Origin of the sequence: Pseudomonas sp. NA-150, assembly GCF_044336365.1 — a bacterium.
Classification (GTDB): domain Bacteria; phylum Pseudomonadota; class Gammaproteobacteria; order Pseudomonadales; family Pseudomonadaceae; genus Aquipseudomonas.
This window is the reverse complement of sequence record NZ_CP172305.1, coordinates 4687466-4714138: the sequence shown is the minus strand read 5'-3', so window position 1 is coordinate 4714138 and position 26673 is coordinate 4687466. Positions and strand designations below refer to the sequence as shown.

General features: G+C 59.5%; 18 protein-coding genes. 6 read left to right on the top strand and 12 right to left on the bottom strand.

The features are described from left to right. Nucleotides 1-254: 254 nt before the first annotated feature. The 6 genes from ACF0H7_RS22270 to puuE all read right to left on the bottom strand — a co-directional run bounded on the left by ACF0H7_RS22270 (nucleotide 255) and on the right by puuE (nucleotide 6217). Nucleotides 255-1598, bottom strand: coding sequence for a nucleobase:cation symporter-2 family protein (locus ACF0H7_RS22270; protein ID WP_397449018.1), 1344 nt, complete (start codon nucleotides 1596-1598; stop codon nucleotides 255-257). A gap of 153 nt (nucleotides 1599-1751) precedes the next feature. Next, nucleotides 1752-3053, bottom strand: a complete 1302-nt coding sequence (locus ACF0H7_RS22265) for a urate hydroxylase PuuD (protein ID WP_397449017.1) — start codon at nucleotides 3051-3053, stop codon at nucleotides 1752-1754. A gap of 49 nt (nucleotides 3054-3102) precedes the next feature. Next, complete coding sequence (locus ACF0H7_RS22260; RefSeq protein ID WP_397449016.1) at nucleotides 3103-3603, bottom strand: ureidoglycolate lyase; 501 nt, start codon at nucleotides 3601-3603, stop codon at nucleotides 3103-3105. Between the two features lie 137 nt (nucleotides 3604-3740). Further along, entirely contained in the window at nucleotides 3741-4736 is a 996-nt protein-coding gene (alc, locus tag ACF0H7_RS22255) for an allantoicase (protein ID WP_397449015.1), read from the bottom strand. A 42-nt stretch (nucleotides 4737-4778) separates the two neighbouring features. Continuing rightward, entirely contained in the window at nucleotides 4779-5294 is a 516-nt protein-coding gene (gene uraD / locus ACF0H7_RS22250; RefSeq protein WP_397449014.1) for a 2-oxo-4-hydroxy-4-carboxy-5-ureidoimidazoline decarboxylase, read from the bottom strand. Beyond that, nucleotides 5291-6217: an allantoinase PuuE gene (puuE, locus tag ACF0H7_RS22245; RefSeq protein ID WP_397449013.1), complete on the bottom strand. Its 927-nt coding sequence runs from the start codon at nucleotides 6215-6217 to the stop codon at nucleotides 5291-5293. The genes uraD and puuE overlap by 4 nt, the downstream gene beginning before the upstream one ends. Nucleotides 6218-6572: 355 nt before the next feature. Here puuE and uraH point away from each other — a divergent pair, with 355 nt between their 5' ends. Further along, a complete protein-coding gene (gene uraH / locus ACF0H7_RS22240) occupies nucleotides 6573-6926 on the top strand; it encodes a hydroxyisourate hydrolase (RefSeq protein WP_397449012.1) in 354 nt (117 codons plus the stop codon). Between the two features lie 158 nt (nucleotides 6927-7084). Beyond that, the gene (locus tag ACF0H7_RS22235) at nucleotides 7085-11698 is read left to right on the top strand and encodes a dermonecrotic toxin domain-containing protein (protein WP_397449011.1); all 4614 of its coding nucleotides are present in this window, start codon (nucleotides 7085-7087) and stop codon (nucleotides 11696-11698) included. An 8-nt stretch (nucleotides 11699-11706) separates the two neighbouring features. Here the strand turns inward: ACF0H7_RS22235 and ACF0H7_RS22230 are convergent, their stop codons facing one another. Next, a complete protein-coding gene (locus ACF0H7_RS22230; RefSeq protein WP_397449010.1) occupies nucleotides 11707-12333 on the bottom strand; it encodes a LysE family translocator in 627 nt (208 codons plus the stop codon). Nucleotides 12334-12504: 171 nt separating this feature from the next. Beyond that, nucleotides 12505-13851 (bottom strand): NCS2 family permease, encoded by a 1347-nt coding sequence (locus ACF0H7_RS22225; RefSeq protein WP_397449009.1) that lies wholly within the window; start codon nucleotides 13849-13851, stop codon nucleotides 12505-12507. 270 nt (nucleotides 13852-14121) lie between these two features. Between ACF0H7_RS22225 and ACF0H7_RS22220 the strand changes: the two genes are divergently transcribed. Continuing rightward, nucleotides 14122-14886, top strand: a complete 765-nt coding sequence (locus ACF0H7_RS22220) for a GntR family transcriptional regulator (RefSeq protein ID WP_397449008.1) — start codon at nucleotides 14122-14124, stop codon at nucleotides 14884-14886. Nucleotides 14887-14982: 96 nt separating this feature from the next. Here the strand turns inward: ACF0H7_RS22220 and guaD are convergent, their stop codons facing one another. The 4 genes from guaD to xdhA all read right to left on the bottom strand — a co-directional run bounded on the left by guaD (nucleotide 14983) and on the right by xdhA (nucleotide 21143). Next, the gene (gene guaD, locus ACF0H7_RS22215) at nucleotides 14983-16305 is read right to left on the bottom strand and encodes a guanine deaminase (RefSeq protein ID WP_397449007.1); all 1323 of its coding nucleotides are present in this window, start codon (nucleotides 16303-16305) and stop codon (nucleotides 14983-14985) included. A 7-nt stretch (nucleotides 16306-16312) separates the two neighbouring features. After that, on the bottom strand, nucleotides 16313-17152 hold the full coding sequence (xdhC, locus tag ACF0H7_RS22210; protein WP_397449006.1) for a xanthine dehydrogenase accessory protein XdhC: 840 nt from the start codon (nucleotides 17150-17152) through the stop codon (nucleotides 16313-16315). 141 nt (nucleotides 17153-17293) lie between these two features. Beyond that, nucleotides 17294-19693: a xanthine dehydrogenase molybdopterin binding subunit gene (gene xdhB / locus ACF0H7_RS22205; protein ID WP_397449005.1), complete on the bottom strand. Its 2400-nt coding sequence runs from the start codon at nucleotides 19691-19693 to the stop codon at nucleotides 17294-17296. Further along, nucleotides 19686-21143 (bottom strand): xanthine dehydrogenase small subunit, encoded by a 1458-nt coding sequence (xdhA, locus tag ACF0H7_RS22200; RefSeq protein WP_397449004.1) that lies wholly within the window; start codon nucleotides 21141-21143, stop codon nucleotides 19686-19688. Before xdhA ends, xdhB begins: the two co-directional genes overlap by 8 nt. A 268-nt stretch (nucleotides 21144-21411) precedes the next feature. Here xdhA and ACF0H7_RS22195 point away from each other — a divergent pair, with 268 nt between their 5' ends. The 3 genes from ACF0H7_RS22195 to zipA all read left to right on the top strand — a co-directional run bounded on the left by ACF0H7_RS22195 (nucleotide 21412) and on the right by zipA (nucleotide 26661). Further along, nucleotides 21412-22071 (top strand): GntR family transcriptional regulator, encoded by a 660-nt coding sequence (locus ACF0H7_RS22195; RefSeq protein WP_397449003.1) that lies wholly within the window; start codon nucleotides 21412-21414, stop codon nucleotides 22069-22071. Between the two features lie 3 nt (nucleotides 22072-22074). Further along, nucleotides 22075-25563, top strand: coding sequence for a chromosome segregation protein SMC (smc, locus tag ACF0H7_RS22190; RefSeq protein WP_397449002.1), 3489 nt, complete (start codon nucleotides 22075-22077; stop codon nucleotides 25561-25563). A gap of 240 nt (nucleotides 25564-25803) precedes the next feature. Beyond that, entirely contained in the window at nucleotides 25804-26661 is an 858-nt protein-coding gene (gene zipA / locus ACF0H7_RS22185) for a cell division protein ZipA (protein ID WP_397449001.1), read from the top strand. The last annotated feature ends 12 nt before the right edge of the window (nucleotides 26662-26673 follow it).

The window sequence follows — 26673 nt, the reverse complement described above, 5'->3', positions numbered from 1 at the left end:
GTGAAAACGGCGCGTTTAGTGTGTTTGTTACTTACTCCAAGCCATTGAAAAAAAACGAAAAACATCCGTTACGACTGATAGGGGAACAGTCGGTTTCGGCAATCGTCAGGCATGACTCGAGCGTCGACGGTTGAACAAACTAACGGTTCAGCCGGTCAGGTGTTTTTAAACGAGTGAAGTGACCCCGGATTCGAGCGGCGGCGGAGAATACTGACTCATGCCGCGCGACTCAAGTAGCGAATGGGGTTTAATGATTAGTGGAGATGTGCAGGCTTGGTCATGGCCTCACGCTCGATACCGCCGAGCACGTTGAACATCAGGTTCAACAGCACCGCGCTGATCGTCGCCAGGGCAATCCCGCTGTGGGTAATCGGCCCCATCCACAACGGCAAGTGGGCGAAGAACTCAGGGCGCACCACCGGAATCAGGCCCATGCCGATGCTCACCGCCACCAGCAACTGGTTGCGACGGTCGGCAATGTCGGCTTCTTGCAGAATCTTGATCCCGGTGGCCGCCACCATGCCGAACATGGCGATGGCCGCGCCGCCGAGTACTGCGGGTGGAATCGACGCCACCAGAAACGCCGCTTTCGGCAGCAGGCTCAAACTAATCAGAAAACCACCGGCGACCACCGTGACATAACGGCAGCGCACGCCGGTCATCTGCACCAGGCCGATGTTCTGCGCGAAAGACGAGTGGGTAAAGGTATTGAGAAAGCCGGCGAGGAACGACGCCGCCGCATCGCACAGCAGGCCGCGACGCAACATGCCGGGAGTGACTTCACGGTCGGTGATTTTGCCCAGGGCTAGGAACATGCCGGTGGACTCGACGAAGATGATCACCACCACCAGACACATGGAAAGGATCGGTGCGAGGTGAAACTCGGGCATACCGAAGTGCAGTGGCGTGACCACCCGCAACCACGGTGCCTGGGCCAGACCGCTGAGGTCGACCATGCCGATCAGCCCGGCAATCAGGTAACCCAGGCCCATGCCGATCAACACCGAGATATTGACCCAGAAGCCGCGCATGAAGCGGTTGATCAGGAGAATGCTTGCCAGCACCAACGCTGCAACGGCGAGGTAGACCGGCTCACCGAAATTTGCCGCTTTACTGCCGCCGCCCGCCCAGTTCACCGCGACCGGGAACAACGATAATCCGATGGAGGTGATGACCGTGCCGGTGACCAGTGGCGGAAAGAAGCGCACGATTTTCGACATGAACGGCGCGATCAACATGCCGAAGAAACCGGCGGCGATGGTCGCACCGAAGATCCCGGTCAACCCCACGCCTGGCGTACCGGCCATCGCTACCATGCTGCCGACTGCCGCGAAGCTGGCGCCCATCATGATCGGCATGCGAATCCCCAACGGACCGACGCCCAGCGATTGCACCACAGTGGCGATCCCGGCGACCAGCAAGTCGGCGTTGATCAGAAAGGCGATTTCTTCACGGGACAGCCCGGCCGCCTGGCCGATGATCAACGGCACCGCGACGGCACCGCCGTACATCAACAGGACGTGTTGCAGGCCCACCAGAATCATTTGCAACAGTGGCAGGGGCTGTCGTGCTGGCGCAGCAGGGATTGACTCGGACATGCAACACCTCGAATTTTGTTTTTATTTTCGTAGAGCGGTGTGTGTATTGCCTGTAGGAGCGGGCTTGCCCGCGATCGATCGCGGAGCGGTCGGGACATCAGAAGGCCGTTCCGGCCTTATCGCGGGCAAGCCCGCTCCTACAAAGGTTATTCGTCAGTTGGTTTGGGCTCCCTTATCAATCCACGCGCCCAGCAGGTCACGTTCCTGTTGGGTCATCTGGGTGATATTGCCCAGCGGCATGACCTGCGACACCACGGCCTGAGCCTGGATACGCGGCGCCAGTTGCTGGATCTGTTGCGGGGTGTCGAACATCACGCCGGCCGGTGCCGCACTGAACAACGGGCTGGTCGGGTTGGCCGAATGGCACACGGCGCAGCGTTCCTTGATCACGCTGTGTACCTGGTTGAAGTCCACGCCGCTGGCTTGTGTCACTGCCGGTGCGGCCGGTGCAGGAGCGGGTGCTGCGACAGGATCATCAGCCCGATGACCACCCACCGCCGTTGGCGGCAGCGGCTGGTATTCGATCTTCGCCGGGCCGGCCACTTCAGGGCCTTTCGACACTTGCGCAGGGCCAGTGACATACGCCAGGCAGATCATGCCCAGCGCGGCGACCGGCAAGGTCCAGGCGAATTTATGGCTGTTGTGACGGGTGTTGAAGTAGTGACGCACCAACACCGCCATCACCGCGATCCCGGCCAGGATCAGCCAGTTGTAATGGCTGCCGTAGGTGCTCGGGAAGTGGTTGCTGATCATGATGAACAGCACCGGCAGGGTGAAGTAGTTGTTGTGCCGCGAACGCAGCAAGCCTTTGGCTGGCAGGCTCGGGTCCGGCGTGCGGTTGGCGGCGATGGCGGCGACCAGTGCGCGCTGCGCCGGCATGATGATGCGGAACACGTTGCCGACCATGATGGTGCCGATGATCGCGCCGACATGCAGGTAAGCACCACGACCGCTGAACACTTGGCTGAAGCCGAACGCGGCGGCAATCAGCAGCACAAACAGGATCAGGCCGAGCAGGGCAGGGCGTTTGCCCAGCGGCGAATCACACAGCAGGTCGTAGATGAACCAGCCAGCGACCAGCGAACCAATACCAATGGCCACGCCTTCCGCGCCAGACAGGCCGCTGCCGGGTGCCAACAGGTACAAGGTCGGGTTGGAGTAGAACACCACGCACAGCAGCGCGATGCCGGACATCCAGGTGAAATACGCTTCCCATTTGAACCAGTGCAGGTTGTCCGGCATGGTCGGTGGCGCGAGTTTGTATTTTTCCAGGTGGTAGATACCGCCACCATGGATGGCCCACAAATCGCCGGCCAGCCCGTCACGCGGGTTGACCCGATTCAGGTTGTTTTCCAGCCAGACGAAATAGAACGACGCCCCGATCCAGGCGACACCGGTAATCATGTGAACCCAGCGTACGCTCAGGTTCAGCCATTCCATCAAATGTGCTTCCACAGTCTGTACCTCTCGCCTGATATGCGCGGATGCATGGTCAGGCCCTCTCTTATTGGTGGGCGAGGATCAGCATCTGATCCTCCTCGAAAAAATGCTCGTCGCAGTTATTGCCAGTTCCACTGCGATCAACCACCAGGAAGTCATCCCGCTTTTCGATCGTCAGCACCGGGTGGTGCCACACGCCGCGATGGTAATTAACGCCCTGCTTGCCATTGGTGATGAAAGCGCGGGCCAACTCTGATTCAGGTGCATCGCCAAGTGGCGCGACCACGATCAGAAAAGGGTTGCCGAGCAGCGGAATGAAAGCCTGGCTGCCCAGCGGGTGTCGTTCCAGCATGCGCACGGTCAACGGCATCTCCAGCGCTTCGGCGCGGAAGATGCTGATGATTGCCTTGTCGTCCGGCGTGGCGGTTTGCACCTCGGCCAGACGATGAAAACGCATGGTCGAACCGTTGTTGATCATGAAGTGATCGCTGCCGTCGGTTTCGATCACGTCACCGAAGGGGGCGAAGGCTTCTTTGCTCAGGGGTTCGATCTTCAATGTGCGCATGCTGGTTTCTTCGTTCTCAAATGAATGAATAATCTGTAGGAGCGAACTTGTTCGCGAGGCTTTTGATGCATTCGATACAGCTTCGTCGACTGGACAATTGCTCTCGCGAACAAGTTCGCTCCTACAGAGTTTTGCAGTTACTTAGCGACCTTGCCCAGTACGCGCAAGCGACTCACGCCACCATCCGGGAATACGTTCAAGCGGATGTGGGTGATCGGGCCGAGGGCTTTGATTTGTTCGGCGAAGCTGTGCTCGGCGTGCATCTCCAGTTTCTGCGCCGGCAGCAGTTCGCGCCAGAACAAGCTTTGGGTTTCGATCTGGCTGTCAGTGCCGCCTTTGACGAACGCGCCCTGGATCGAGCAGCTGTCCGGGTAGTTGCCCTTGAAGTGCAGGGTGTCGACCACCACTTTTTCAACTTCACCGGCATGGCCCAGGGCGACGATCACCCAGTCATTGCCTGGCGTACGGCGACGCGCGGTTTCCCAGCCGTCGCCCATGTTCACTCCACGGCCCGGGTTGAGGATGTTACTCATGCGCCCGAAGTGCTCATCGGAGCAGGCCAGGGCACGACCGCCATTCAACGCGGCAGCCAGGTCGATCTGTTCGTTGTCGCCCACCGACGACCAATCGCGGAACGGCACACCATAAACCCGCAAACGTGCAACGCCGCCGTCCGGGTAGATGTTGAAACGCAGGTGGCTGAACGCCTGTTCGTTTTTGATTTCGTGGTAGTGGTGGCTGTTGCCTTGCAACTCGACGGCGGACAGCACTTCAGTCCACTGGGTGCCGTCGTCCGGCTCGCCTTCACTGAGGAAGCAGGCTTCCAGCGAGGCTGATGGCGGGTAGTTGCCGGTGAAGAACGAGGTGTCGATGTCCACGCCTTTGATCGAGCCTGCAACGCCCAAACGAATCACCGCCGTGTCGTAACCTTCGAAGCGTTTACGGCGCGATTCCCAACCGTCCATCCACTTGCCGTTGTCGTCGAACACGCCTTCCTTCCACACCGCCGGGGTGGGCTGGAACAGGCGGTTGGCGTCGGCGAACCAGTCGTCGGTGACGGAGATGATTTTGGTGCCCAGGCGCGCGTCGGCCAGGTTGACGAACTTCTCGAAGGGTGCGGCGTAAGCTTTCATTGTTCTGGTCTGCCTTTCAAAAATTGGCTTGGGAGTGGGCGGTTACAGGGTCTGCAAACGGAACAGGGCAATCTTGTTGATCTCGGCCAGCGCGCAGTCGAACTCGGTGTCGATCGGGTTGTGAATGCGCGTTTCGAAGGCGGCGAGAATCTGATGCCGGTTGCTGCCTTTCACCGCCATGATGAAGGGGAACGCGAACTTGGCTTTATAAGCGTCGTTCAGCTCGGTGAAGCGCTGGAACTCTTCAGCCGTGCATTGGTGGATACCGGCGCCAGCCTGTTCGTGGGTGCTGGCTTCGGTCAGTTGGCCTTGCACGGCGGCTTTGCCGGCAAGGTCCGGGTGAGCGTTGATCAACGCCAGTTGCCGGGCATGATCAGCGCTCAACAGGATATCGCTCATCCGGGCGTGCAGGGTTTCGACCTGATCCAGATCGGCGTCCTGCCCCAGGTCGTAGGCCATTTCGGCGACCCACGGCGAGTGTTCGTAGATGTCGGCGAAGGCAGCGACGAAGGCTTCGCGGCTCAGGGTCGAGGGCGTCAGCGTTTGAAAGCGGCTCATTGCGCCTCCTTGTTGTATGGGTGTTCGGCGTGCCAGTGGCGAGCGATGTCGACGCGACGGCTGAACCACACGTGATCGTGACCTTTGACATACTCGATGAAGCGCTTCAGCGCAGCGAGGCGTGCCGGACGCCCGATCAGGCGGCAGTGCAGGCCGATAGAAAGCATCTTCGGTGCCTCGGCACCTTCGGCATACAGCACATCGAAGGCGTCCTTGAGGTACTGGAAAAACTGTTCGCCGTTGTTGAAGCCCTGGACCTGGGTAAAGCGCATGTCGTTGGTGTCGAGGGTGTACGGAATCACCAGGTGCGGCTTGCCGGTCGGGTTGTTCGGTTCCCAGTAGGGCAGGTCGTCGTCGTAGGTGTCGGAGTCATACAGAAAGCCGCCTTCCTCCATCACCAGCCGGCGGGTGTTCGGCCCGGTGCGCCCGGTGTACCAGCCCAGCGGACGTTGGCCGCTGATCTCGGTGAGGATGCGGATCGCTTCGAGCATGTGCTCGCGTTCCTGGGTTTCGTCCATGTACTGGTAGTCGATCCAGCGATAGCCATGGCTGCAGATCTCATGCCCGGCCTCGACCATGGCGCGGATTACGTCCGGATGACGCTGCGCGGCCATAGCCACGGCAAAGATCGTCAGCGGGATATCGAATTCCTTGAACAGCTTGAGAATGCGCCACACGCCGGCCCGGCTGCCGTATTCATAGAGCGATTCCATGGTCATGTTGCGCTCGCCCTGCAAGGGCTGGGCAGAGACCATTTCGGAGAGGAAGGCTTCGGACTCTTTGTCACCGTGCAAGATATTACGCTCGCCGCCTTCCTCGTAGTTGAGCACGAAGGACAGCGCGATGCGGGCATTGCCCGGCCAGTGAGGGTGGGGCGGGGTGTTGCCGTAACCGATCAGGTCGCGTGGATAGTCAGCACTCACTGTGGTGTTCCTTCTGTGCTTGTCTTTGTGTGATGGCTGGCGCCACCGCGATGGATCGATTGTATACAACTTTGATAGTGATTTGTAAGCCTGTTTTTTCGCCTTTTTCACAAGCATGTGCGTGCAAGAAACTTGCCTGAGTGATCAACTTATTGCTGAAAGAGGGCTTTAAAGCCTTATTTATAGACACAATGGCTGCGTTCACGGGGCCAGCATCGGATGATCGGAAAATGCGATTTTTATTGTGTACAATTTTTTTGAAAAGTGTCTTAATTGATTATCGCCGCGCTCATGCCTTGCACTGCAAGGGTGCAGCGCGACTTCTTCACTGGATTGCGCGAGGCACTGACGAGCAATGGGACGATTGACCACGCATGTTCTGGACGCTGCCCACGGCTGCCCTGGGAGCTCCATCAAGATCGAGTTGTACCGGGTCGAGGGCGAACACCTGCAACGTATCGCCACGGCCGTGACCAATCACGATGGCCGCTGCGATGCGCCGATCTTGCAGGGTGAGGATTACCGCTCGGGTGTCTATCAACTGCAATTTCATGCCGGTGATTACTACCGCGCTCGCGGTGTGGCACTGCCCGATCAGGCATTTCTCGACGTTGTGGTGCTGCGCTTTGGCATCGATGCCGGGCAAGAGCACTACCACGTGCCACTGCTGATTTCGCCGTACAGCTATTCGACGTATCGCGGCAGCTAAGATTCGCAGGCGACACAAACCAGGGGGCGCCAACCTCTTTACTCTCGTAACCTCTTGCCCGCCCACACTGCGGGCTTTTTTATGCCGATATCTATGTAGTCATTTTCGTTGCACGGCCTTCAGCACACTCCCGGTTCTCATCAACCATGGAGTGACCGATGGACCTTTCAACTGTTTCCGCCGATGACCTGGCCTACAGCAGCCTGCGCTACTACATCGCGCAAAGTGTCACCCCGACGCAATCCCTCAACCAACTGCACGCGGCCTGCACGGGCGCAGCCGAGAGCGCTGAGCGTCTGCGTGCACTGACGGGATCTGCACCGATATCAGGACAACACCAATGGGACGCCTGGTGGCAGGGCCTGGCGCCCGGTTTTACTGGCAGCCGTCAGGTGGTAGCCGCTCAACAACGACGCCAGAACCTCGCGCACAAGGCGGTGTTGGCGCGGCTCTCGTTGATGCTTGGCGATGACGGACTGGCGCTGGTGCAGCGTGTGTATAGCGCAACGCAACCGAGGGTCTTTATGCTAAAGGCCAACGCTGCGGGACAGGCACTGGCGGGGGCTTTTGTGATTGAAAGCGCCGATCGGAATGACCTGCCACTGGTGTTGGTCATGCCGGGAAATGAGGTCGAGTTCTGCGAGTTTGAATCGCGGGAGGATTTACGAGAAGGGCTCGAACACCTGTTGCAGCACGCCGTGGAGATGGAGTATCTGCCGTTGGCGCCGGGCCAGGACGTGTTCCAGAAAAGCATTGATGACAGCCTCCGCCAACGCACTGCACCTCTGGCCCAACTGGTGGCTGCGCAATGGCTCAAAGTAATCAACGATGGCCTCGATCAGGACGCCGAGCTGTTCGCTTCGATGGTGTCGTTCGGCAGCCTGTCGCCAGCACTTCCGGCGCGACTGACGGAACGCAAGCCCACGGTTTACGAACAACGGATCGAGGCGTGGTGCGGGGCGGGCGAAGGCGAGACTGAGGCGCGTGTCGAATACCGTCGTTGCCATGATCAGCTCAAGGCCACTGAAGCTACGACCCGAACCCTGAGTGACTCATTCAGGGGCAGCGCAGAAAATCCGCTCAGCGATTTCTCGACCCGCTACCACAGTGCACTGGTCGAACAGCGTCGCCAGGGCTTGTTGGCCGAAGCCCGTTTGCAGCACTACGAAGCAACGCTGACCGCGGTTGAGCTGACGGCACTTGAACAGTTGCTCGCCCCACAGAACGCCTCACCCAGTCCATTGATCGCCCGTGAACTGGCGCTGATGGCGGGCGATGCGCAGTCGCCCATCAACGGTGCGTTGGTGTTTGTTTTCAGTGCGTCGGCGTTGCTCTACCTGCCGGGTGAAGGCGGCGGCTTGCAGAAGTTCTCCTCGTTGCAGGCGCTCAAGGACGACGTCGAGTTCAGCTTGCAATCGGGCCTTGAGACGCCCTTATGGCGTCAGGTTTCACCGCACCTGCGGGCGATGGCGATGAGGGGTTCGGCGCGGTTGATAGACCGAGCTGTCACTGCTTCGCCCATCGCTCACAGCGTGCAAACGCAACTCGACGGCGCCGCCAATGCGCTGCAGGCCGCTCGCTCGGGTCAGCGCTTGTATGACGATGAGCAGACGCTCGAAGCGACGCAGGCTCGTCTGCATCTCGAGTGGGTTGGCAACCTGCAAATGCCGGCGAATGAGGCGCGTGATCGGGCCATCGATCAGCTGGCCGAACAACGACGTACGGGCGCGTTACCGGCGCAATTGCCCCGCTGGTTGCTCGACGCCAAGGCCGAGGTGCGCCACCAGTACGCCCGGCAATTGGCGGATTTCCATGCGGCCGCAGCGGTGCTGGAGCGGCGACTGGACGGGGAGTTGCCGCCGTTCGAGGTGTTCGTTCGTCAGCGCCTGGCGGTGCAGATCCAGGCGGACCTGGGCCGCGCCCTGGATGCCGATCAGGTGATCCTCGATCTGCCGAAAACCGTGAGCCGCCAGTGGCAGATCGATCAACAGGTGGGGACGACGCTGCACAGTAAAGTGTGGCAAGCCGGCGCCGAGCGTGAGCAGATCAGTTTGTCGGACCTGGCCCGTTACAACATTGATCCGGGCGACGAAGAGCAGGTGGCCAGGTTGTCGTTTGCCCGTATCAGTTATGCGCTGCCCCACGAAAGCGGGTTCCTTGAGGGTTTGACTGACCGGTATCTGGTGCGCGTTATTCCGCAGATGGACGTCGCCCAACACTACCGCACGCTGCTCAAACGGGTGTTTAGCCTTCGCGCCGGCATAACCTCGCAAGACCGGCTCGACAATGAAGTGCTACTCACACCGTATGAGTTCGAAATTCTTCTGGAAGGCTTTGTTGCCAGGCAACGCAGTCAATTGACCGATGACGGGTATCGTGTGCTCGACGCCGCAGCCCGGGCGCGTTCACGCAACGATCTGAACGCTGCTCATCTGCAAATGAACTGGATCGTCTTCAAACCGGGCACCGCGATCAGTGGCGAGAACAACAGCCAGACCTTTAGCGGCTTGTGTGTCATTCACCAACGCATGACCGGGAAAACCCTGGTCTATCTGCCGCAAGCGCCTGGGGGCGTTTCATTGAGCGAGGCCAACAGCCTGGCTGAAGCCCGGGAGCGGCTGATCCAGCGCTTGATCAAAGAGCCCAGGATGGTGAGCTGGCTGGTGTCGCGCCTTGAAGAAAGTCGCGCCCCGGCAGCCGATGTGCGCTATATCGAGCAGGCGTTGATCCGCAAGTTCGACGGGTTTATCACCTTCGTCCCAGCGCTGGATCTGCAGATGACGCTGCAGCAATTCCACGTGCGGGAGTGGTTGCTCTATCAACAGACTCAGGTCGCTACGCGCAGTGGTCATGACATCCGTCGCGCGCGCACGGAGCGCACTCAGCAACACTACATGATGTACCTCAAGGCGCTGCTGTCGTTCGTTCCCGGCCTGGGCACCCTGATCAGTGTGAACGATGGCTGGCACGATGGGCATTTGGCCGCCGAGGCCTTTCGTCAAGGGCGCAACGAGGAGGGTGGGGCGCTGACCTTCAGCACCACAATGTGCGTGATGGACGTGCTGTTATCGGTAGTGCCGGGTGCCGTCACCGTTACCGCGCTGGCCAAGGTCGCACGCCGTGCTACCAAGCTGCGTCAGCTCGCACGTATCAGGCAAGCATTGCCGGCCGTGTCGCGCAAACGCTACGTGACCCTGTCATTTGAAGGTTACGACGCCGATATTTCGTTGCAGGCTGCGCGACCGCAAACCGGCAAGGATGTTGGCACCTGGTTGCTGGACGGACAGCTATGGATCAAACACGAGGGCAAGTCTTATCGGGTTTACCGCCGTTCAGGCGAGCAAACCCTGCGCTTGAAAAAAACCGCGACACACACCTATGAGCCGCCGGTGCGTTTTGTCGAAGGGCGTTGGCTGTACCACACCGACGTCGGCCTCAAAGGCGGGGTCGGCTCGAACATTGCTGAAGTGATGATGTGTCGGAATCATCCAGATCCGGACTTCACCCGTGTCCAGGCGCGTCAGCTGCTCGATCAGTTTGCGTTCCCGCCTGACCGGCAACGTCGACTGGAGTTGAGCCTGGCGTTCTATTACCGGACACACAAACGTGTACCTGACTGGGCGCAAGCCTATCGGCGCTCAGCTATTGCGGGGAGCTCGGGTCAATTACCTTCGGCGCCCCGGCACGTAGCGGCGACCAGTGTCCCGTCGGCAGATGTCGATGTGTGGAAGCGTTGGGGGCGGCGGGTGGATGATCCGAGCACCCTCGATCAAGTGGCGATTACCCCGCCGACCTTTCGCGTGGTTGGCACGCCTGAGCGCGAGATGGTGCTCATCGGCACCCAGTATCACGAAGTCCTGCCGCCGGGTGCGATTCGCCACACCAACATCGTATTCCTGACCAATCCTGACGCCCCTATCGTCGGTTTCGTCGGGTTGGACGACATCATTCAAAACAATCGCTATCAGCAGCCGGCGATGGCGTCTTACACGGCGGGTCGTTGGACCTTTCATCGACCGGTGTTTCGCAAGAACCTGCATCAGATGGTTGCCGAAGCGCGTCCCGGCTTCACGCCGGCATCGCAGCAGGCGCTCGCAGAAAAGTTGTTCAACCTGGCGGATAACAGTGGCTCGACCCTGACTTCAAGTCGCTTGATCGCCATGCGGGCAACGCTCAACGCCTGGAGAAGGGGCGAGAATGCACCCTTTTCCAGGCTTAACGATCCGCTGCGGATGCTTGAGGGCATACGTCCAGAAGGCGAAATTGCAAATGCGCTTCACCTAAAGGTCAGTTATGGCAGCTCGATAGAGACCTTTAGTCGTCTGGATTTTTTGATCGAAAGTCCGTTGGAGGTGGAGTTGCTGACCCGGGCTATTCATGGTGTGGGCAGCGTATCCGACCTCAGGGTATTGATGCTGCATGTGCTGAATCGCGGCGGGTATGAAGTGGTGGAGCGGGGGATTTATGCGGCAGGTCGGCCGATAATGCTGTTTCGTCGGCCGGGACAGCCGGAGTTGTATTTGCTCTACTTGCGGCACTCGCGCGGCTCGTCTTTGAAGCTTTACAAAAGCACCGAGACCCTCAATTTCCCAATGTCGAACGCCTGGATCGACTCTGTGTTGGCCGACCCGATCAACGCGTTGGCAGTGCCTGCCGTTCAGCAGGCCCGGCAGGAGGGCAAACTGATCAAGCTGTTGGGCGGCACCAATAGTGTCAGCCCTCTTGAGTCTGGCAAGCAGGTTCTTGTGTTGCGCATCGCTGACGATTTTTAATCGTCAGACTAGCGGCTCAACAGCGACACCGCACCTGCTGTGCCGAACAGACCGGCGCTAACGCGATTGAACCAGCTCTGGCCCTTGCCGCTGCGCAGATAACGCGCGGCGCCATGGGCGCTCAGGCCATAGGCGACTTTGCAGAGTAGGTCGAGCACGGTCCAGCTGGCGATCATGATTGCCAGTTGGCCGAACAGCGGTTCTCCGGCGCGGAGAAACTGCGGCAGGAAGGCAGCGAAAAACAGGATGTCTTTCGGGTTGCTGGCACCCAGCACAAAGGCGCGCCAGAACAGCGCGCTGAAACGTGGATTGCTTGCCGCCACCGGCACTTCGGTGACGGTGGCCGCTTGTCTCGATTGTTGCCAGCTCTGCCAGGCGAGGTAAAACAGGTACAGCGCGCCGATCAGTTTCAGTGCGCTGAATACCTGTTCCGAGGCCATCAACAATGCCCCCAGGCCGAGTGCCGAGGCGCTCAGCAAACACACCGACGCCAACACCCCACCGAGAAACGCCGGGTACGAACGCAGCAGCCCGTAATTCAAACTGTTGCTGATCATCAACAGGGACAATGGTCCCGGAATCAGTATCACCACCAGCGCCGCGCTGCTGAACAGCAGCCAGGTTTCCAGGGTCATGGGTGTTCTCCTTAAATAGAAAATGCCCCATTGCTGGGGCGCTGTGTTTTTTGCCTGACTCAAACCGCTGTAGGAGCCAACTTGTTGGCGAGGGGTTCAACGCGGTGTGCCTGATACACCGCCTCGCGAACAAGTTCGCTCCTACAACGATTGGGTTTCTCCATTGTGGTTTTACAGGAAGATAAATTTCGCAATGAAAATCGCGCACAGCACATACACGCTGATCGAGATTTCCTTGAACTTGCCAGTACCTGCTTTCAACACCACGTAGGTGATGAAGCCCAAGGCAATCCCGTCGGCGACCGAGAAGGTCAGCGGCATCATGATCGCGGTCACGATCGCTGGAATGCAGTCGGTGGCTTCGTCCCAGTTGATGTGAGCCATGCTGCCCATCATCAGCATCGCCACGTAAATCAGTGCACCCGCCGTTGCGTAAGCCGGAATCATCCCGGCCAGCGGTGCGAAAAACATCGCGACAATGAACAGCACGCCCACGGTGACGGCGGTCAGGCCAGTACGGCCACCCGCGGCCACGCCTGCGGCGCTTTCAACGTAGCTGGTCACTGGAGGCACACCGACCATCGCCCCGAACACGCTGGAGGCGCTGTCGGCCTTCAGTGCCTTGGACAGGTTTTCAATCTTGCCGTCGGCCTTCACCAGACCGGCGCGCTGAGCGACGCCCATCAAGGTGCCGGCGGTGTCGAACATGTGCACGAAGAGGAACGCCAGCACTACGCTGATCATGCTGACGTTGAATACGCCCTTGATGTCCATCGCCAACCAGGTCGGTGCCAGGCTTGGCGGCGCGGAGAACACGCCGTGGTATTCCACCAGGCCCAACCCCCAACCGGCGAGGGTCACGGTGATGATGCTGATCAGAATCGCGCCGAACACCCGGTGGTAGCTGAGCACCGCAATCATCAAAAAGCAGATGGCCGACAGCAGCGGGCCGGGTTCACGCAGTGAGCCGAGCTTGATCAACGTCGCCGGGCTGGCGACCACGATACCGGCAGTCTTGAGGCCGATGATCCCGAGAAACAGGCCAACCCCCGCACCCATCGCAAAACGCAAGCTCATGGGGATGCTGTTGAGCAGCCATTCACGGATGCGTGACAGGGTCAGCACCATGAAGATCACGCCGGAGATGAACACCGCACCCAGCGCGGTCTGCCAGCTGTAGCCCATGGTGCCGACCACGGTGTAGGTGAAGAACGCGTTCAAGCCCATGCCTGGCGCAAGACCTACCGGCCAGTTGGCGTACAAGCCCATCAACAGGCAGCCCAGCGCGGCAGCGATACAGGTGGCGACGAACGCCGCACCGTGATCGATACCGGCGTCGGCCATGATGTTCGGGTTGACGAAAATGATGTACGCCATGGTGATGAACGTAGTCAGACCTGCCAACACTTCGGTTCTGACGGTCGTGCCATGCAGGCTCAGCTTGAACACACGTTCAAGCAAACCGGTACGTGGCGGCGTGAGATCCAGCGTCGTAGCTTCGGATTTGCGACTTTCCACAGCGGGTACTCCTCATACTTTTATTGTTATCCAGCACCTGTGGAGCTTCCCCTGTTTGCAGCCTTACCCGGTTTGTTGACCGTTAAGTCAGGAACTCGCACGCAACGGATTATGCTTTTGTATACAAAAAATGCAAATAATGTTTTCTATTTTGTTTTGAGAATAATCAAGATTGTGTGCATAACGCGGTTGTAGAGGTTCTGGCTATTCACAACCCATGCACTGTGTACAATGTGACTGTACTTTTCCGTGACTTCCCCACGAGCGCCCATGAACGAACAGTTGCAGCCCCTCAAGAAACAGCCGCGTACCGTCAAGGCGGGCCGCGTCGGCACCCAGGACGACATCGTCTATGCGCATATTTTCGAGGCAATTCTCGAACAGCGTCTGGCGCCCGGGACCAAACTGAGTGAGGAAGCGTTGGGGGAAATTTTCGGTGTCAGCCGTACGATCATTCGTCGCGCGCTGTCCCGTCTGGCCCACGAAGGCGTGGTATTGCTGCGGCCGAACCGTGGCGCGGTGGTCGCCAGCCCGAGCGTCGAGGAAGCGCGTCAGGTATTTTTCGCACGGCGCATGGTGGAAAAGGCAATTACCCAGTTGGCGGTTGAACACGCCACGGCCGAGCAATTGGCTGAGCTGCGGCAGATGGTCAACGACGAGCGCGACAGCTTTTCCCGTGGCGATCGGGGCGCCGGGATTCGTTTGTCGGGTGAGTTTCATCTGAAGCTGGCAGTCGCGGCGAAGAACGCGCCGTTGATCAGTTTCCAGCGCAGCCTGGTGTCGCAGACCTCATTGATCATCGCCCAGTACGAAAGCGGCAACCGCTCGCACTGTTCCTATGACGAGCACACCCAACTGATCGACGCCATCGAAGCCCGCGATGCCGAGCTGGCGGTCCACCTGATGATGCACCACATGGACCACATCGACAGCAAACTCAACCTCGACGAAGACAGCGCCTCGGACGACTTGCACGCAGTGTTCTCACACTTGTTGCAGACCAAGAAAAAGCCGGGTCGTAGCCCGGCTGTTTGATCGTCACATATCCCTTGTAAGAGCGGGCTTGCCCGCGATGGCGGTATATCTGACAAACCGCTATCGCGGGCAAGCCCGCTCCTACAGGGATTGATCTTAATCGCGGCGATGCACCAACTGCCCCGCCGAATACGTCTCCAGCACCGTCCGGTCATCGCCCAGCGTGGTCAGCACAAACAACGTCTCTTCGATGTTCTGCGCCTGTTTCAGGCGGTAGGCGAGCAGCGGTGTGGCGTTGTAGTCGAGGACCAGAAAGTCCGCTTCGTTGCCTACCTGCAAACTGCCGATCTTGTCTTCCAGACGCAGCGCCCGCGCGCCGCCCAACGTCGCCAAATACAGCGACTTGAACGGGCTCAGCTTGGCTCCCTGCAACTGCATCACCTTGTACGCCTCGTTCAGCGTGTGCAGCAGTGAAAAGCTGGTGCCGGCACCGACGTCGGTGCCCAAACCGATATTCAGTTTGTGCTTCTCCGCCATCGGCAAATTGAACAAACCACTGCCGAGGAACAGGTTCGAGGTCGGGCAAAAGGCGACCGCCGAGCCGGTCTCCGCCAGGCGTGCGCATTCGTCGTCACACAGGTGCACACCGTGAGCAAATACCGAGCGCTCGCCAAGCAGTTTGTAATGGTCGTAGACGTCCAGGTAATTGCTGCGCTCCGGGAACAGCGCTTTGACCCATTCCACTTCCTTCACGTTTTCGCTGATGTGGGTTTGCATGTAGACGTCGGGGTATTCGCTGAGCAGTTGTCCGGCGAGGGTTAACTGCTCAGGGGTGCTGGTCGGGGCGAAGCGCGGGGTAACGGCGTAATGCAGACGACCCTTGCCATGCCAGCGCTCTATCAGCGCCTTGCTGTCGACGTAGCTGGATTCCGGCGTGTCGGTCAGGTAGTCCGGTGCGTGGCGGTCCATCATCACTTTGCCGGCGATCATCCGCAGGTTGAGCTTCTCGGCAGCGCTGAAGAACGCCTCCACCGATTCCTTGTGCACGCTGCCGAATACCAGCGCGGTGGTGGTGCCGTTACGCAGCAATTCCTTGAGGAAAATATCCGCGACTTCGGCGGAATGCTTAGGGTCGGCGAATTGCTTTTCGCAGGGGAAAACGTAGGTGTTCAGCCAGTCCAGCAACTGCTCGCCGTAGGAACCGACCATTCCGGTTTGCGGCAAGTGGATGTGAGTGTCGATGAAGCCGGGGGTGATCAAGGCGTCCGGATATTCGGTAACCTCGACGTCGCTGCCGAGCTTGCCAAGCAAGTCGCGGGCGTGGCCAAGGGCAACGATTTTGCCGTCTTCGACCACCATCAAACCGTCCGGGAAATACTCGTAGGACGCTTCGATGACGACTTCGGCGGGGTCGGCGATGCTGTGCAGAATCGCCGCGCGGTAGGCTCTTTTGTGGGTACTGGCAGAAGCAAACGTCATAACGATCTCATTGTGCTTGGCTGCGGCGTGAAGCCGTCAGCAGTTGAGCGATAGGTTCGGCGTTGGAGCTGTGTAAACCGAAATTGGCGTTGTAGGTGGCGATCACTTCGGCGGCGATGGACACGGCGATTTCAATCGGCAATTTGCCTTTGACCTCGCTCAAGCCCATCGGGCAGCGCATGCGTTGCAGCAGCGCCGCATCGAAGCCGCGATCACGCAGACGGTGTTCGAACTTGACCCGTTTGGTCTTCGAGCCGATCAGGCCGAAATAGGTGAAGTCATTGCGCTTGAGAATCGCCGCCGTCAGCTCCAGATCCAACTGATGATCATGGGTCATGACGATGCAGTAACTGCCTGAAGGCAAGTCATCGACTTCGTCCACCGGCTCGTCGTTGATAATGCGCAACACGCCGTCGGGGATCTGCTCCGGGAACTCTTGCTCCCGGGAATCGATCCAGCGCACGCGGCAGGGCAGGCTGGCCAGCAACGGCACCAGCGCACGACCCACATGCCCGGCACCGAACACAGCGATCTGCGCTTGCGGTTGGCCCATAGGTTCGAACAGCAACACATTTACGCCGCCGCAGCACTGGCCGAGACTGGCGCCGAGGCTAAAGCGTTCGAGGCGGGTTTCCTGTTGACCGCTGGCAAGCATCTCGCGGGCGATTTCCATGGCCTTGAACTCCAGATGGCCGCCGCCGATGGTGTCGAAAATACGCTCGGCACACACCACCATCTTCGACCCGGCATTGCGCGGGGTCGAACCGCGCTCGTCGATGATGGTTACCAGCACACAGGGTTGGCCCTGGGTTTGCAGCTCGGCGAGCGCGCTGATCCAATTGTTCATGTTTGTCTCCTGTGTAACTGACAAAACGCAATTTCCTGTAGGAGCTGCCGAAGGCTGCGAGGCGTCGGTACATCCGAGATTAATTCGGCGCTTCTCACACCGCTTCGCAGCCTGCGGCAGCTCCTACAGAATTTCATCGGATCAAGCTCCCAACACTTCGGGAATGGCTGCAGTTTCCAATTGCTCAGCCTTCAATTTGCGCATCTGTTCACAACCCCACAGCACCCGCTCCGGCGTCGCCGGCGCATCAACCTTCGGCTGATAGCGATAGTCGCCAACACTCGCCACCGCATCCTTGATCGCGCACCAGGCAGCGATACCCAGCATGAACGGCGGCTCGCCCACGGCTTTGGAGTGAAATACCGTGTCTTCCGGGTTCTTGCGGTTTTCCACCAGTTTCACTCGCAGATCCAGCGGCATGTCGGCGACGGCCGGAATCTTGTAGCTGGCCGGGCCGTTGGTCATTAGTTTGCCCTTGGCGTTCCACACCAGTTCTTCCATGGTCAACCAACCCATGCCCTGAATAAAGCCGCCTTCCACCTGGCCGATGTCGATGGCCGGGTTCAGCGAGGCGCCGACGTCGTGCAGGATGTCGGTGCGCAGCATCTTGTACTCGCCGGTCAGCGTGTCGACGATCACCTCGACACAGGCCGCGCCGTAGGCGAAGTAGTAGAACGGATGACCACGCGCCTGGCTGCGGTCGTAGTAGATCTTCGGCGTCTTGTAATACCCGGTGCTGGACAACGACACCTGGCCAAACCACGCCTGCTGCGCCAGGGATTCGAACGACAGGATCAGCTCACCAACCCGCACATGACCGTTGCGGAATTCCACCTGGTCCTCGCTGACTTCGTACTTTTTCGCAGCGAATTCCACCAGACGCTGTTTGAGAATTTCCGCTGCGTTTTGCGCCGCCTTACCGTTCAAGTCTGCGCCGCTGGAAGCTGCGGTCGGCGAGGTGTTCGGCACTTTATCGGTGTTGGTCGCGGTGATCTGAATCCGGTCGATATCGACCTGGAACACCTCGGCCACCACCTGCGCCACTTTGATGTTCAGACCCTGGCCCATCTCGGTGCCGCCGTGGTTCAGGTGAATGCTGCCATCGGTGTAGATATGGATCAGCGCGCCGGCCTGGTTGAGGAAGCTGGCGGTGAAGGAAATGCCGAACTTGACCGGAGTCAGCGCCAGGCCTTTTTTCAGCACCGGGCTGTGGGCGTTGTAGGCACGAATCGACTTGCGACGCTCGGCGTACTGGCTGCTTTCTTCCAGCTCGGCGGTCATCTCTTCGAGCATGTTGTGCTCGACCGGCTGGTAGTAATGGGTGACGTTGCGCTCGGTCTTGCCGTAGTAGTTGGCCTTGCGCACGTCCAGCGGGTCTTTGCCCAGGTGGCGGGCGATGGCGTCCATTACTTCTTCGATGGCGACCATGCCTTGCGGGCCACCGAAGCCGCGATACGCAGTGTTCGAGGCGGTGTTGGTTTTGCAACGATGGCCATTGATCGTGGCTTCGCCGAGGTAATACGAGTTGTCGGCGTGGAACATCGCGCGGTCGACAATCGAGTTCGACAAGTCCGGCGAGCAGCCGCAGTTGCCAGCCAGTTCCAGCTGAATGCCGTGCAGGCGTCCGGTGCTGTCGAAGCCGACGTCGTACTCGACGTAGAACGGGTGACGCTTGCCGGTCATCAGCATGTCTTCGACCCGTGGCAGGCGCATCTTGGTCGGCTGCCCGGTCAGCAGCGCGATCACCGCACACAGGCACGCCGGGCTGGCGGCCTGGGTTTCCTTGCCGCCGAAACCACCGCCCATGCGGCGCATGTCGACGACGATTTTATTCATCGACACGCCCAACACTTCCGCCACCAGCTTCTGCACTTCGGTGGGGTTCTGGGTCGAGCAGTACACGATCATCCCGCCGTCTTCGGTGGGCATGACCGAGGAGATTTGCGTCTCCAGGTAAAAGTGTTCCTGACCGCCGATGTGCAGGGTGCCTTGAATCCGATTCTCGGCGCTGGCCAAGGCGGTGGCTGAGTCGCCGCGCTTGTGGGTGTGGCTTTCCAGCACGAAGTGCTTGTTGCGGTACGCCTCGACCACGTCCAGCACCGGTTCCAGGTCTTCGTATTCGATGATCGCCGCCATCGCCGCTTTGCGCGCGGTTTCCAGATCCCGTGCTGCAACCGCAACCACAGGCTGACCGACGAACTCCACGGTGTCGATGGCCAGCAGTGGATCGCCGGGCATCAGCGGGCCAATGTCTTTCAGGCCGGGAATGTCTTTATGAGTGATCGCAATGCGCACGCCGTCGAAGGCGTAGCACGGGGTGGTGTCGATACTGATGACACGGGCGTGGGCACGGTCGGACAGGCGTGCGTACACGTGCAATTGATTGGGGAATTCCAGGCGGTCATCGATATACACCGCCTCGCCCGACACATGTTTGTCGGCGCTGTCGTGCTTGACGCTGCGGCCGACGCCGGTGGTCAGGTCCTGTTGAAACAGCGCGATCATCTCGGCCTGGGTTTTTTCCGGAGCATGATTAGACATAAGAAGTCACCCGCGTTTCGATGTGAGGCGTTTGCAGCTCGATGAAGTATTTGCGCAGCAGGTTTTGCGCGCTGAGCAGGCGGTACTCCTTGCTGGCGCGGAAGTCGGAGAGCGGGGTGAAGTCGTTGGCCAGTGCCGCACAGGCACGCTCCACCGTGGCGGAGCTCCAGGGCGCGCCGATCAACGATTGTTCGCACGCCGTCGCGCGTTTCGGAATCGCCGCCATGCCGCCGAACGCCACGCGGGCTTCGACGATGGAACCGTTTTCCACCTGCAGGCGAAATGCCGCGCAGACGGCAGAGATATCGTCGTCCAGCCGCTTCGAGACCTTGTATGCGCGGAACACCTGCCGAGCATTGGCCTTGGGCACGATGATCGTTTCGATGAATTCGCTTTCCTGCCGCGCGGTCACCCGGTAGTCGATGAAGTAGTCCTCCAGCGCCAGGGTGCGGCGGATCTCGCCTTTGCGCAGCACGATCTGCGCGCCGAGGGCGATCAACAGCGGCGGGGAGTCACCGATGGGCGAGGCGTTGCCAATGTTGCCGCCGAGAGTGCCCTGATTGCGGATTTGCAACGAAGCAAAGCGGTGCAGCAGTTCGCCGAAATCCGGGTACTCAGCGGTCAGCGCGTCGTAGCAGTCGGTGAGCGAGGTCGCCGCGCCGATTTCGATGCGGTCGTCAAAGTGTTCGATGCGTTTCATCTCGGCGACGTTGCCGACGTAGATCATCACCGGCAACGGGCGATGGAACTGCGTCACTTCCAGCGCCAGATCGGTGCCACCGGCCAGCAAACGCGCCTGTGGATAAGAATCGTAAAGCTGGGCCAGGTCGCTGACGGTCAACGGCACCAGGCAGCGTTTGTCGCCGCTGTTGAGCTCGCCGGTGTCTGTCGGTGCGATGGCCTTCAGGCGGGCGATGGTTTCGCTTTGGCGTTGATCGAATTGATCCGGCTGGCGTTGCGTGCCGCACGCTTGCTCGGCAGCGGCCAGGATCGGCCGGTAGCCGGTGCAGCGGCACAGGTTGCCGGCCAGTGCCTCGTGGGCTTGCTGGTGGTCTGGCGCGGTACTGTTTTTCTGCAGGGCAAACAGCGACATCACAAAACCGGGGGTGCAGAAGCCGCATTGCGAACCGTGGCACTCGACCATGGCTTTTTGCACGCTGTGCAATTGGCCTTGGTGTTTGAGGTCTTCGACGCTGATCAGTTGCTTGCCGTGCAGCGAGGCAACGAAGGTCAGGCACGAGTTGAGGCTGCGATAACGTAGCTGCTCGCGGCCTTCGCCATCGATCTCCAACTCGCCGACCACCACGGTGCAGGCACCGCAATCGCCGCTGGCGCAGCCTTCTTTGGTGCCGGGTTTGGCCACATGCTCGCGGAGGTAATTGAGCACCGTTAGATTCGGGTCCAGGGCGTGCTCGGTACGCAGCTCCTGATTGAGTAAGAATTGGATCACGGAAGGCCTCTCTGCACTTATTTTTGTAATCGACGCATGGGAGTAAATCTATCAGTTCTGACTTTCCGGTCAATTAAAATCTGACCTTAAAGTCAGGAAAATCAGATTTTCCCGGATTCGCCGATTAACGGTGTGCCCAGCCAGCAACAAAAACGCCGACCCTTACTCAAAGAATTGCTTAATTCGTGCCACATTCCACACCGACGGCGCGGCGCCATGCGATACACTGCGCCGCTTGTAAGGCAGAAACCGATTTCGAAGGAAAACCATGACGTTCAAGGCGCCGGATAGCCTCGCCGAGCAAATCGCTCAGCACCTCGCAGGACGGATCATCCGCGGCGAGCTCACGCCAGGGGAGCGCATTCAAGAGCAAAAGGTCACCACCTTACTTAACGTTAGTCGAGGTTCGGTGCGTGAAGCCTTGCTCATTCTCGAGCGCCGCCATCTGGTGGTGATCCTGCCGCGCCGGGGCGCCCAGGTGACCGAGCTCAACGCCGATAACATCGAAAGCCTGTGCTCGCTGATGAGCGAGCTGTACATCATGCTGGGCAACGCCGTGGCCACCCACTGGCAGACGCAGACCGATCTCGCGCCCTTTGTGCAGATACAGCAGCGCCTGCTCGCCAGTTATGAACGCCAGGACGTGAAGGCCTTCGTCGAAGACAGTTTCAACGTGATGCGCGCGACCTATTCGTTTGCCAACAACCTGTACCTGCAAGAAACCGTGGAAAACCTGCAGCCGTCCATGAGTCGTACCTATTACCTGGCGCTGGACCAGCGTAAAGCGGAGATGGGCGAGTACCTGAACCTGTTCACTCAATTGCTCGAGGCCGTCATCGCCCGTGATCTAGCGATTATTCGCCTGGTATTGACCCAATATTGCGAGCGCAGTTGCCAGCAGGTCCTGTCCGCGCTGGCGGCAGACTGACCCATGCGTCTGAAGTGCATCAGGCTGGCCGGGTTCAAGTCGTTCGTCGACCCGACCACCGTCAACTTCCCGAGCAACATGGCAGCGGTCGTCGGCCCGAACGGCTGCGGCAAGTCCAATATCATCGACGCCGTGCGTTGGGTGATGGGCGAAAGCTCGGCGAAGAACCTGCGCGGCGAATCGATGACCGACGTCATCTTCAACGGCTCCACCAGCCGTAAGCCGGTCAGTCAGGCGAGTATCGAACTGGTGTTCGATAACTCCGATGGCACCCTGGTCGGCGAATACGCCAGCTATGCGGAAATTTCCATTCGCCGCAAAGTGACCCGCGACAGCCAGAACAGCTACTTCCTGAACGGCACCAAATGCCGTCGTCGTGACATTACCGACATCTTCCTCGGCACTGGCCTGGGGCCGCGCAGCTATTCGATCATCGAGCAGGGGATGATCTCCAAGCTGATCGAAGCCAAGCCGGAAGACCTGCGCAACTTCATCGAAGAAGCCGCTGGCATCTCCAAATACAAAGAGCGTCGGCGCGAGACTGAAAACCGTATCCGCCGCACCCACGAAAACCTCGCCCGTCTAACGGACTTGCGCGACGAGCTGGAACGTCAACTCGATCGCCTGCACCGCCAGGCCCAGGCCGCCGAGAAGTATCAGGAATACAAGGGCGAAGAGCGCCAGCTCAAGGCGCAACTGTCGGCCCTGCGCTGGCAGGCGTTGAACGAGCAGGTCGGCCAACGCGAAGCGATCATCGGCAATCAGGAGGTCGGTTTCGAAGCGCTGGTCGCCGAACAGCGCAATGCCGATGCTGGAATCGAGCGCCTGCGTGACGGTCATCACGACCTGTCTGAACGCTTCAATCTGGTGCAGGGGCGCTTCTATTCGGTGGGCGGCGACATCGCGCGCATCGAACAAAGCATCCAGCACGGCCAGCAGCGCCTGCGCCAATTGCAGGACGACCTGCGCGAAGCCGAGCGCTCGCGGCAGGAAACCGAATCTCACTTGGGCCACGACCGCACCTTGCTCGCGACTCTCGGCGAAGAGCTGGAAATGCTCGACCCGGAACTGGAAATGACCAATGCCGCCGCCGAAGAATCGGCTGCCGCACTGGAAGACTCCGAAACCACCATGCACGGCTGGCAGGAGCAGTGGGATGCGTTCAACCTGACTTCCGCCGAGCCGCGCCGCCAGTCCGAAGTGCAGCAGTCGCGCATCCAGCAACTGGAAACCAGCATGGAGCGTCTGGGCGAACGGCAACGGCGTCTGGGCGAAGAGCTGCAACTGCTCGCCGCCGACCCGGAAGACGCAGCGATTCTGGAACTCAGCGAAGACCTCGCCACCCGCGAGATAACCCTCGAAGAACTGCACGCCAGCGAAGAACAACTGGTCGAGCGTCTGGAGCAACTGCGCGGCGAACTGCAGCAGGCCAATCAGGCGCAGCAGCAGGCCCAGGGCGAATTGCAGCGCATGAACGGTCGTCTGGCCTCGCTGGAAGCCCTGCAACAGGCCGCACTCGATCCCGACACCGGCACCGCCGAATGGCTGCGTGAGCATCAGCTCAGCCATCGCCCGCGTCTGGCGGAAGGTTTGCAAGTAGATGCTGGTTGGGAACTCGCGGTAGAAACCGTGCTCGGCGCCGACCTGCAAGCGGTGTTGGTCGACGACTTCGCCGGGCTCGATCTGGCTGGATTTGAGCAGGGCGATCTGCGCCTGGTCAATCCTTCGTCTGACGCGTTGCGCATCCCTGGCAGCTTGCTGGACAAGGTACAGTCTTCGGTGGATTTGTCGGCCTGGCTGGGGCAGGTCAAACCAGTGGAAAGCCTTGATGAGGCGCTGGCGATTCGCAGTCAGCTCGGGGCAGGGCAGAGCCTGATCAGTCGTGATGGCTATTGGGTCGGCCGGCATTTCCTGCGCGTGCGTCGCGCCAGTGAAGCACAGAGCGGTGTGCTGGCCCGTGGTCAGGAAATACAGCGCCTGGGCCTGGAGCGCGACGAGCGCGAAGCGATGTTGGCGACCCTCGAAGAGCAACTGGTCAACCTGCGTGAACAGCAACTGCAACAGGAAGATGCTCGCGAACAGTTGCGTCGCCGCTTGCAGGACGAAACGCGTCAGCAAAGCGAACTCAAGGCGCAATTGTCGGCGGCCAAGGCCAAGGTCGAACAACTGACCTTGCGCCGCAAACGCCTCGACGAAGAGCTAGGCGAACTGGGCGAACAACGCGCCATCGAACACGAACAACTCGGCGAGTCCCGTCTGCAACTGCAGGACGCGCTGGACAGCATGGCCCTCGACACCGAACAGCGCGAACTGCTGCTGGCCCAACGCGACAGCCTGCGCGAACGCCTTGATCGGGTGCGTCAGGAAGCCCGACAGCACAAAGACCACGCCCATCAATTGGCCGTGCGTCTGGGCTCGCTGCGGGCGCAGCACGATTCAACCCGGCAAGCCCTTGAGCGCCTGGAGTTGCAGTCCGAGCGCCTGACCGAAAAGCGCGAGCAACTGAACCTCAATCTGGAGGAGGGCGAAGCGCCACTCGAAGAGCTACGCCTCAAGCTCGAAGAGCTGCTGGAAAAGCGCATGGCGGTCGACGAAGAAATGCGTCAGGCAAAAAATGCCCTGGAAGACGCTGACCTTGAGTTGCGCGAGGTCGAGAAACGCCGCAGTCAGGCCGAACAGCAATCACAACTGCTGCGTGGCCAGCTCGAACAACAACGCATGGAATGGCAATCGCTGACCGTGCGCCGCACCACCTTGCAGGACCAGTTGCTGGCTGATGGCTATGACCTGCACGGGGTGCTCGCCACGCTGACCAGCGAAGCCAACGAAAAGGACGCCGAAGAGGAACTGGAACGCATTGCCGGGCGCATTCAGCGTCTCGGTGCGATCAACCTCGCGGCCATCGACGAATATCAGCAACAATCTGAGCGTAAACGTTATCTGGATGCGCAGAACGCCGATCTGGTGGAAGCGCTGGATACCCTGGAGAACGTGATTCGCAAGATCGACAAGGAAACCCGCAATCGCTTCAAGGAGACCTTCGATCAGATAAACAACGGAATTCAGGCTCTTTTCCCAAAAGTTTTCGGTGGCGGCAGCGCTTATTTGGAACTGACGGGCGAAGATCTACTCGATACTGGTGTGACCATCATGGCGCGCCCGCCGGGCAAGAAGAACAGCACTATCCATTTGCTGTCCGGCGGCGAAAAAGCCCTGACCGCACTGGCGCTGGTATTTGCCATCTTCAAACTCAACCCGGCGCCGTTTTGCATGCTCGATGAAGTAGACGCGCCACTGGACGATGCCAACGTCGGGCGTTACGCCAGACTAGTGAAGGAAATGTCGCAAACTGTGCAGTTCATCTACATCACCCACAACAAGATCGCCATGGAAATGGCCGATCAACTGATGGGCGTGACCATGCACGAGCCCGGCTGCTCGCGGCTGGTGGCGGTAGACGTGGAGGAGGCGATGGCGTTGGTAGACGCGTAGTGCACAAGCCTTGCACGACTTGGGAAATGGCTATTTGATAGCTACTGTTACGCTTTGATTCCGTTACAACGGTCAACCGAATGCAATGGACGGTGTAAAGTTATCTTTGGTCGTGCTAGCTTAATGACCACTTTTTCTTTTGCGTGGGGAAAACGCCAGTCAGAACATAGAGTTGGCGCCACGTTTTAAAGGGGTTTCGGCCCTTATTAATCAGCATTTTTATTAGAGGCACTGGATTACATGGAAATCGGTCTGCGCGAGTGGCTGATCGTCATCGGCATTATTGTCATTGCCGGTATTCTTTTCGATGGCTGGCGCCGGATGCGCGGCGGCAAGGGAAAATTGAAATTCAGGCTGGATCGAAGTTTCGCCGGTGCGGGCGATGATGAGGAAGTGAGCTCGGCCGAAGTGCTGGGCCCGCCGCGTGTGCTGGATAACCACAAAGAACCCCAATTGGACGAGCAGGACCTGCCGTCGGTGAACGTTGCACCCCGTGATACCAAGCGCAGCAAGCGCAAGGACGAGCCGAGCCAGGGTGACCTGAACTTGAACCTCGACCTGGACGGCCCGAGTCTGTTCACTGGTCGCGGCGGCGACGACGATTTCCCGGACGACAACAAGCGCCGTGCCGACGACACTGCACGCCGCGCCGAAGACCTGCCACCGGTGGAAGAAGTGCTGGTGATCAGCGTGATCTCCCGCGACGAAAGCGGCTTCAAGGGCCCGGCGTTGCTGCAGAACATTCTGGAAAGCGGTCTGCGTTTTGGTGAGATGGACATTTTCCATCGTCACGAAAGCATGGCTGGTAACGGCGAAGTACTGTTTTCCATGGCCAACGCGGTCAAGCCGGGCATCTTTGATCTGGATGACATCGACCACTTCAGCACCCGCGCGGTGAGCTTCTTCCTCGGCTTGCCAGGTCCGCGTCATCCGAAACAGGCGTTTGATGTGATGGTGGCGGCAGCGCGCAAGCTGGCGCATGAACTGAACGGCGAATTGAAAGATGACCAGCGCAGTGTCATGACCGCGCAGACCATCGAACATTATCGCCAGCGCATCGTCGAGTTCGAGCGTCGCGCACTGACTCAGCGCCGCTGATTGGGCTTGATA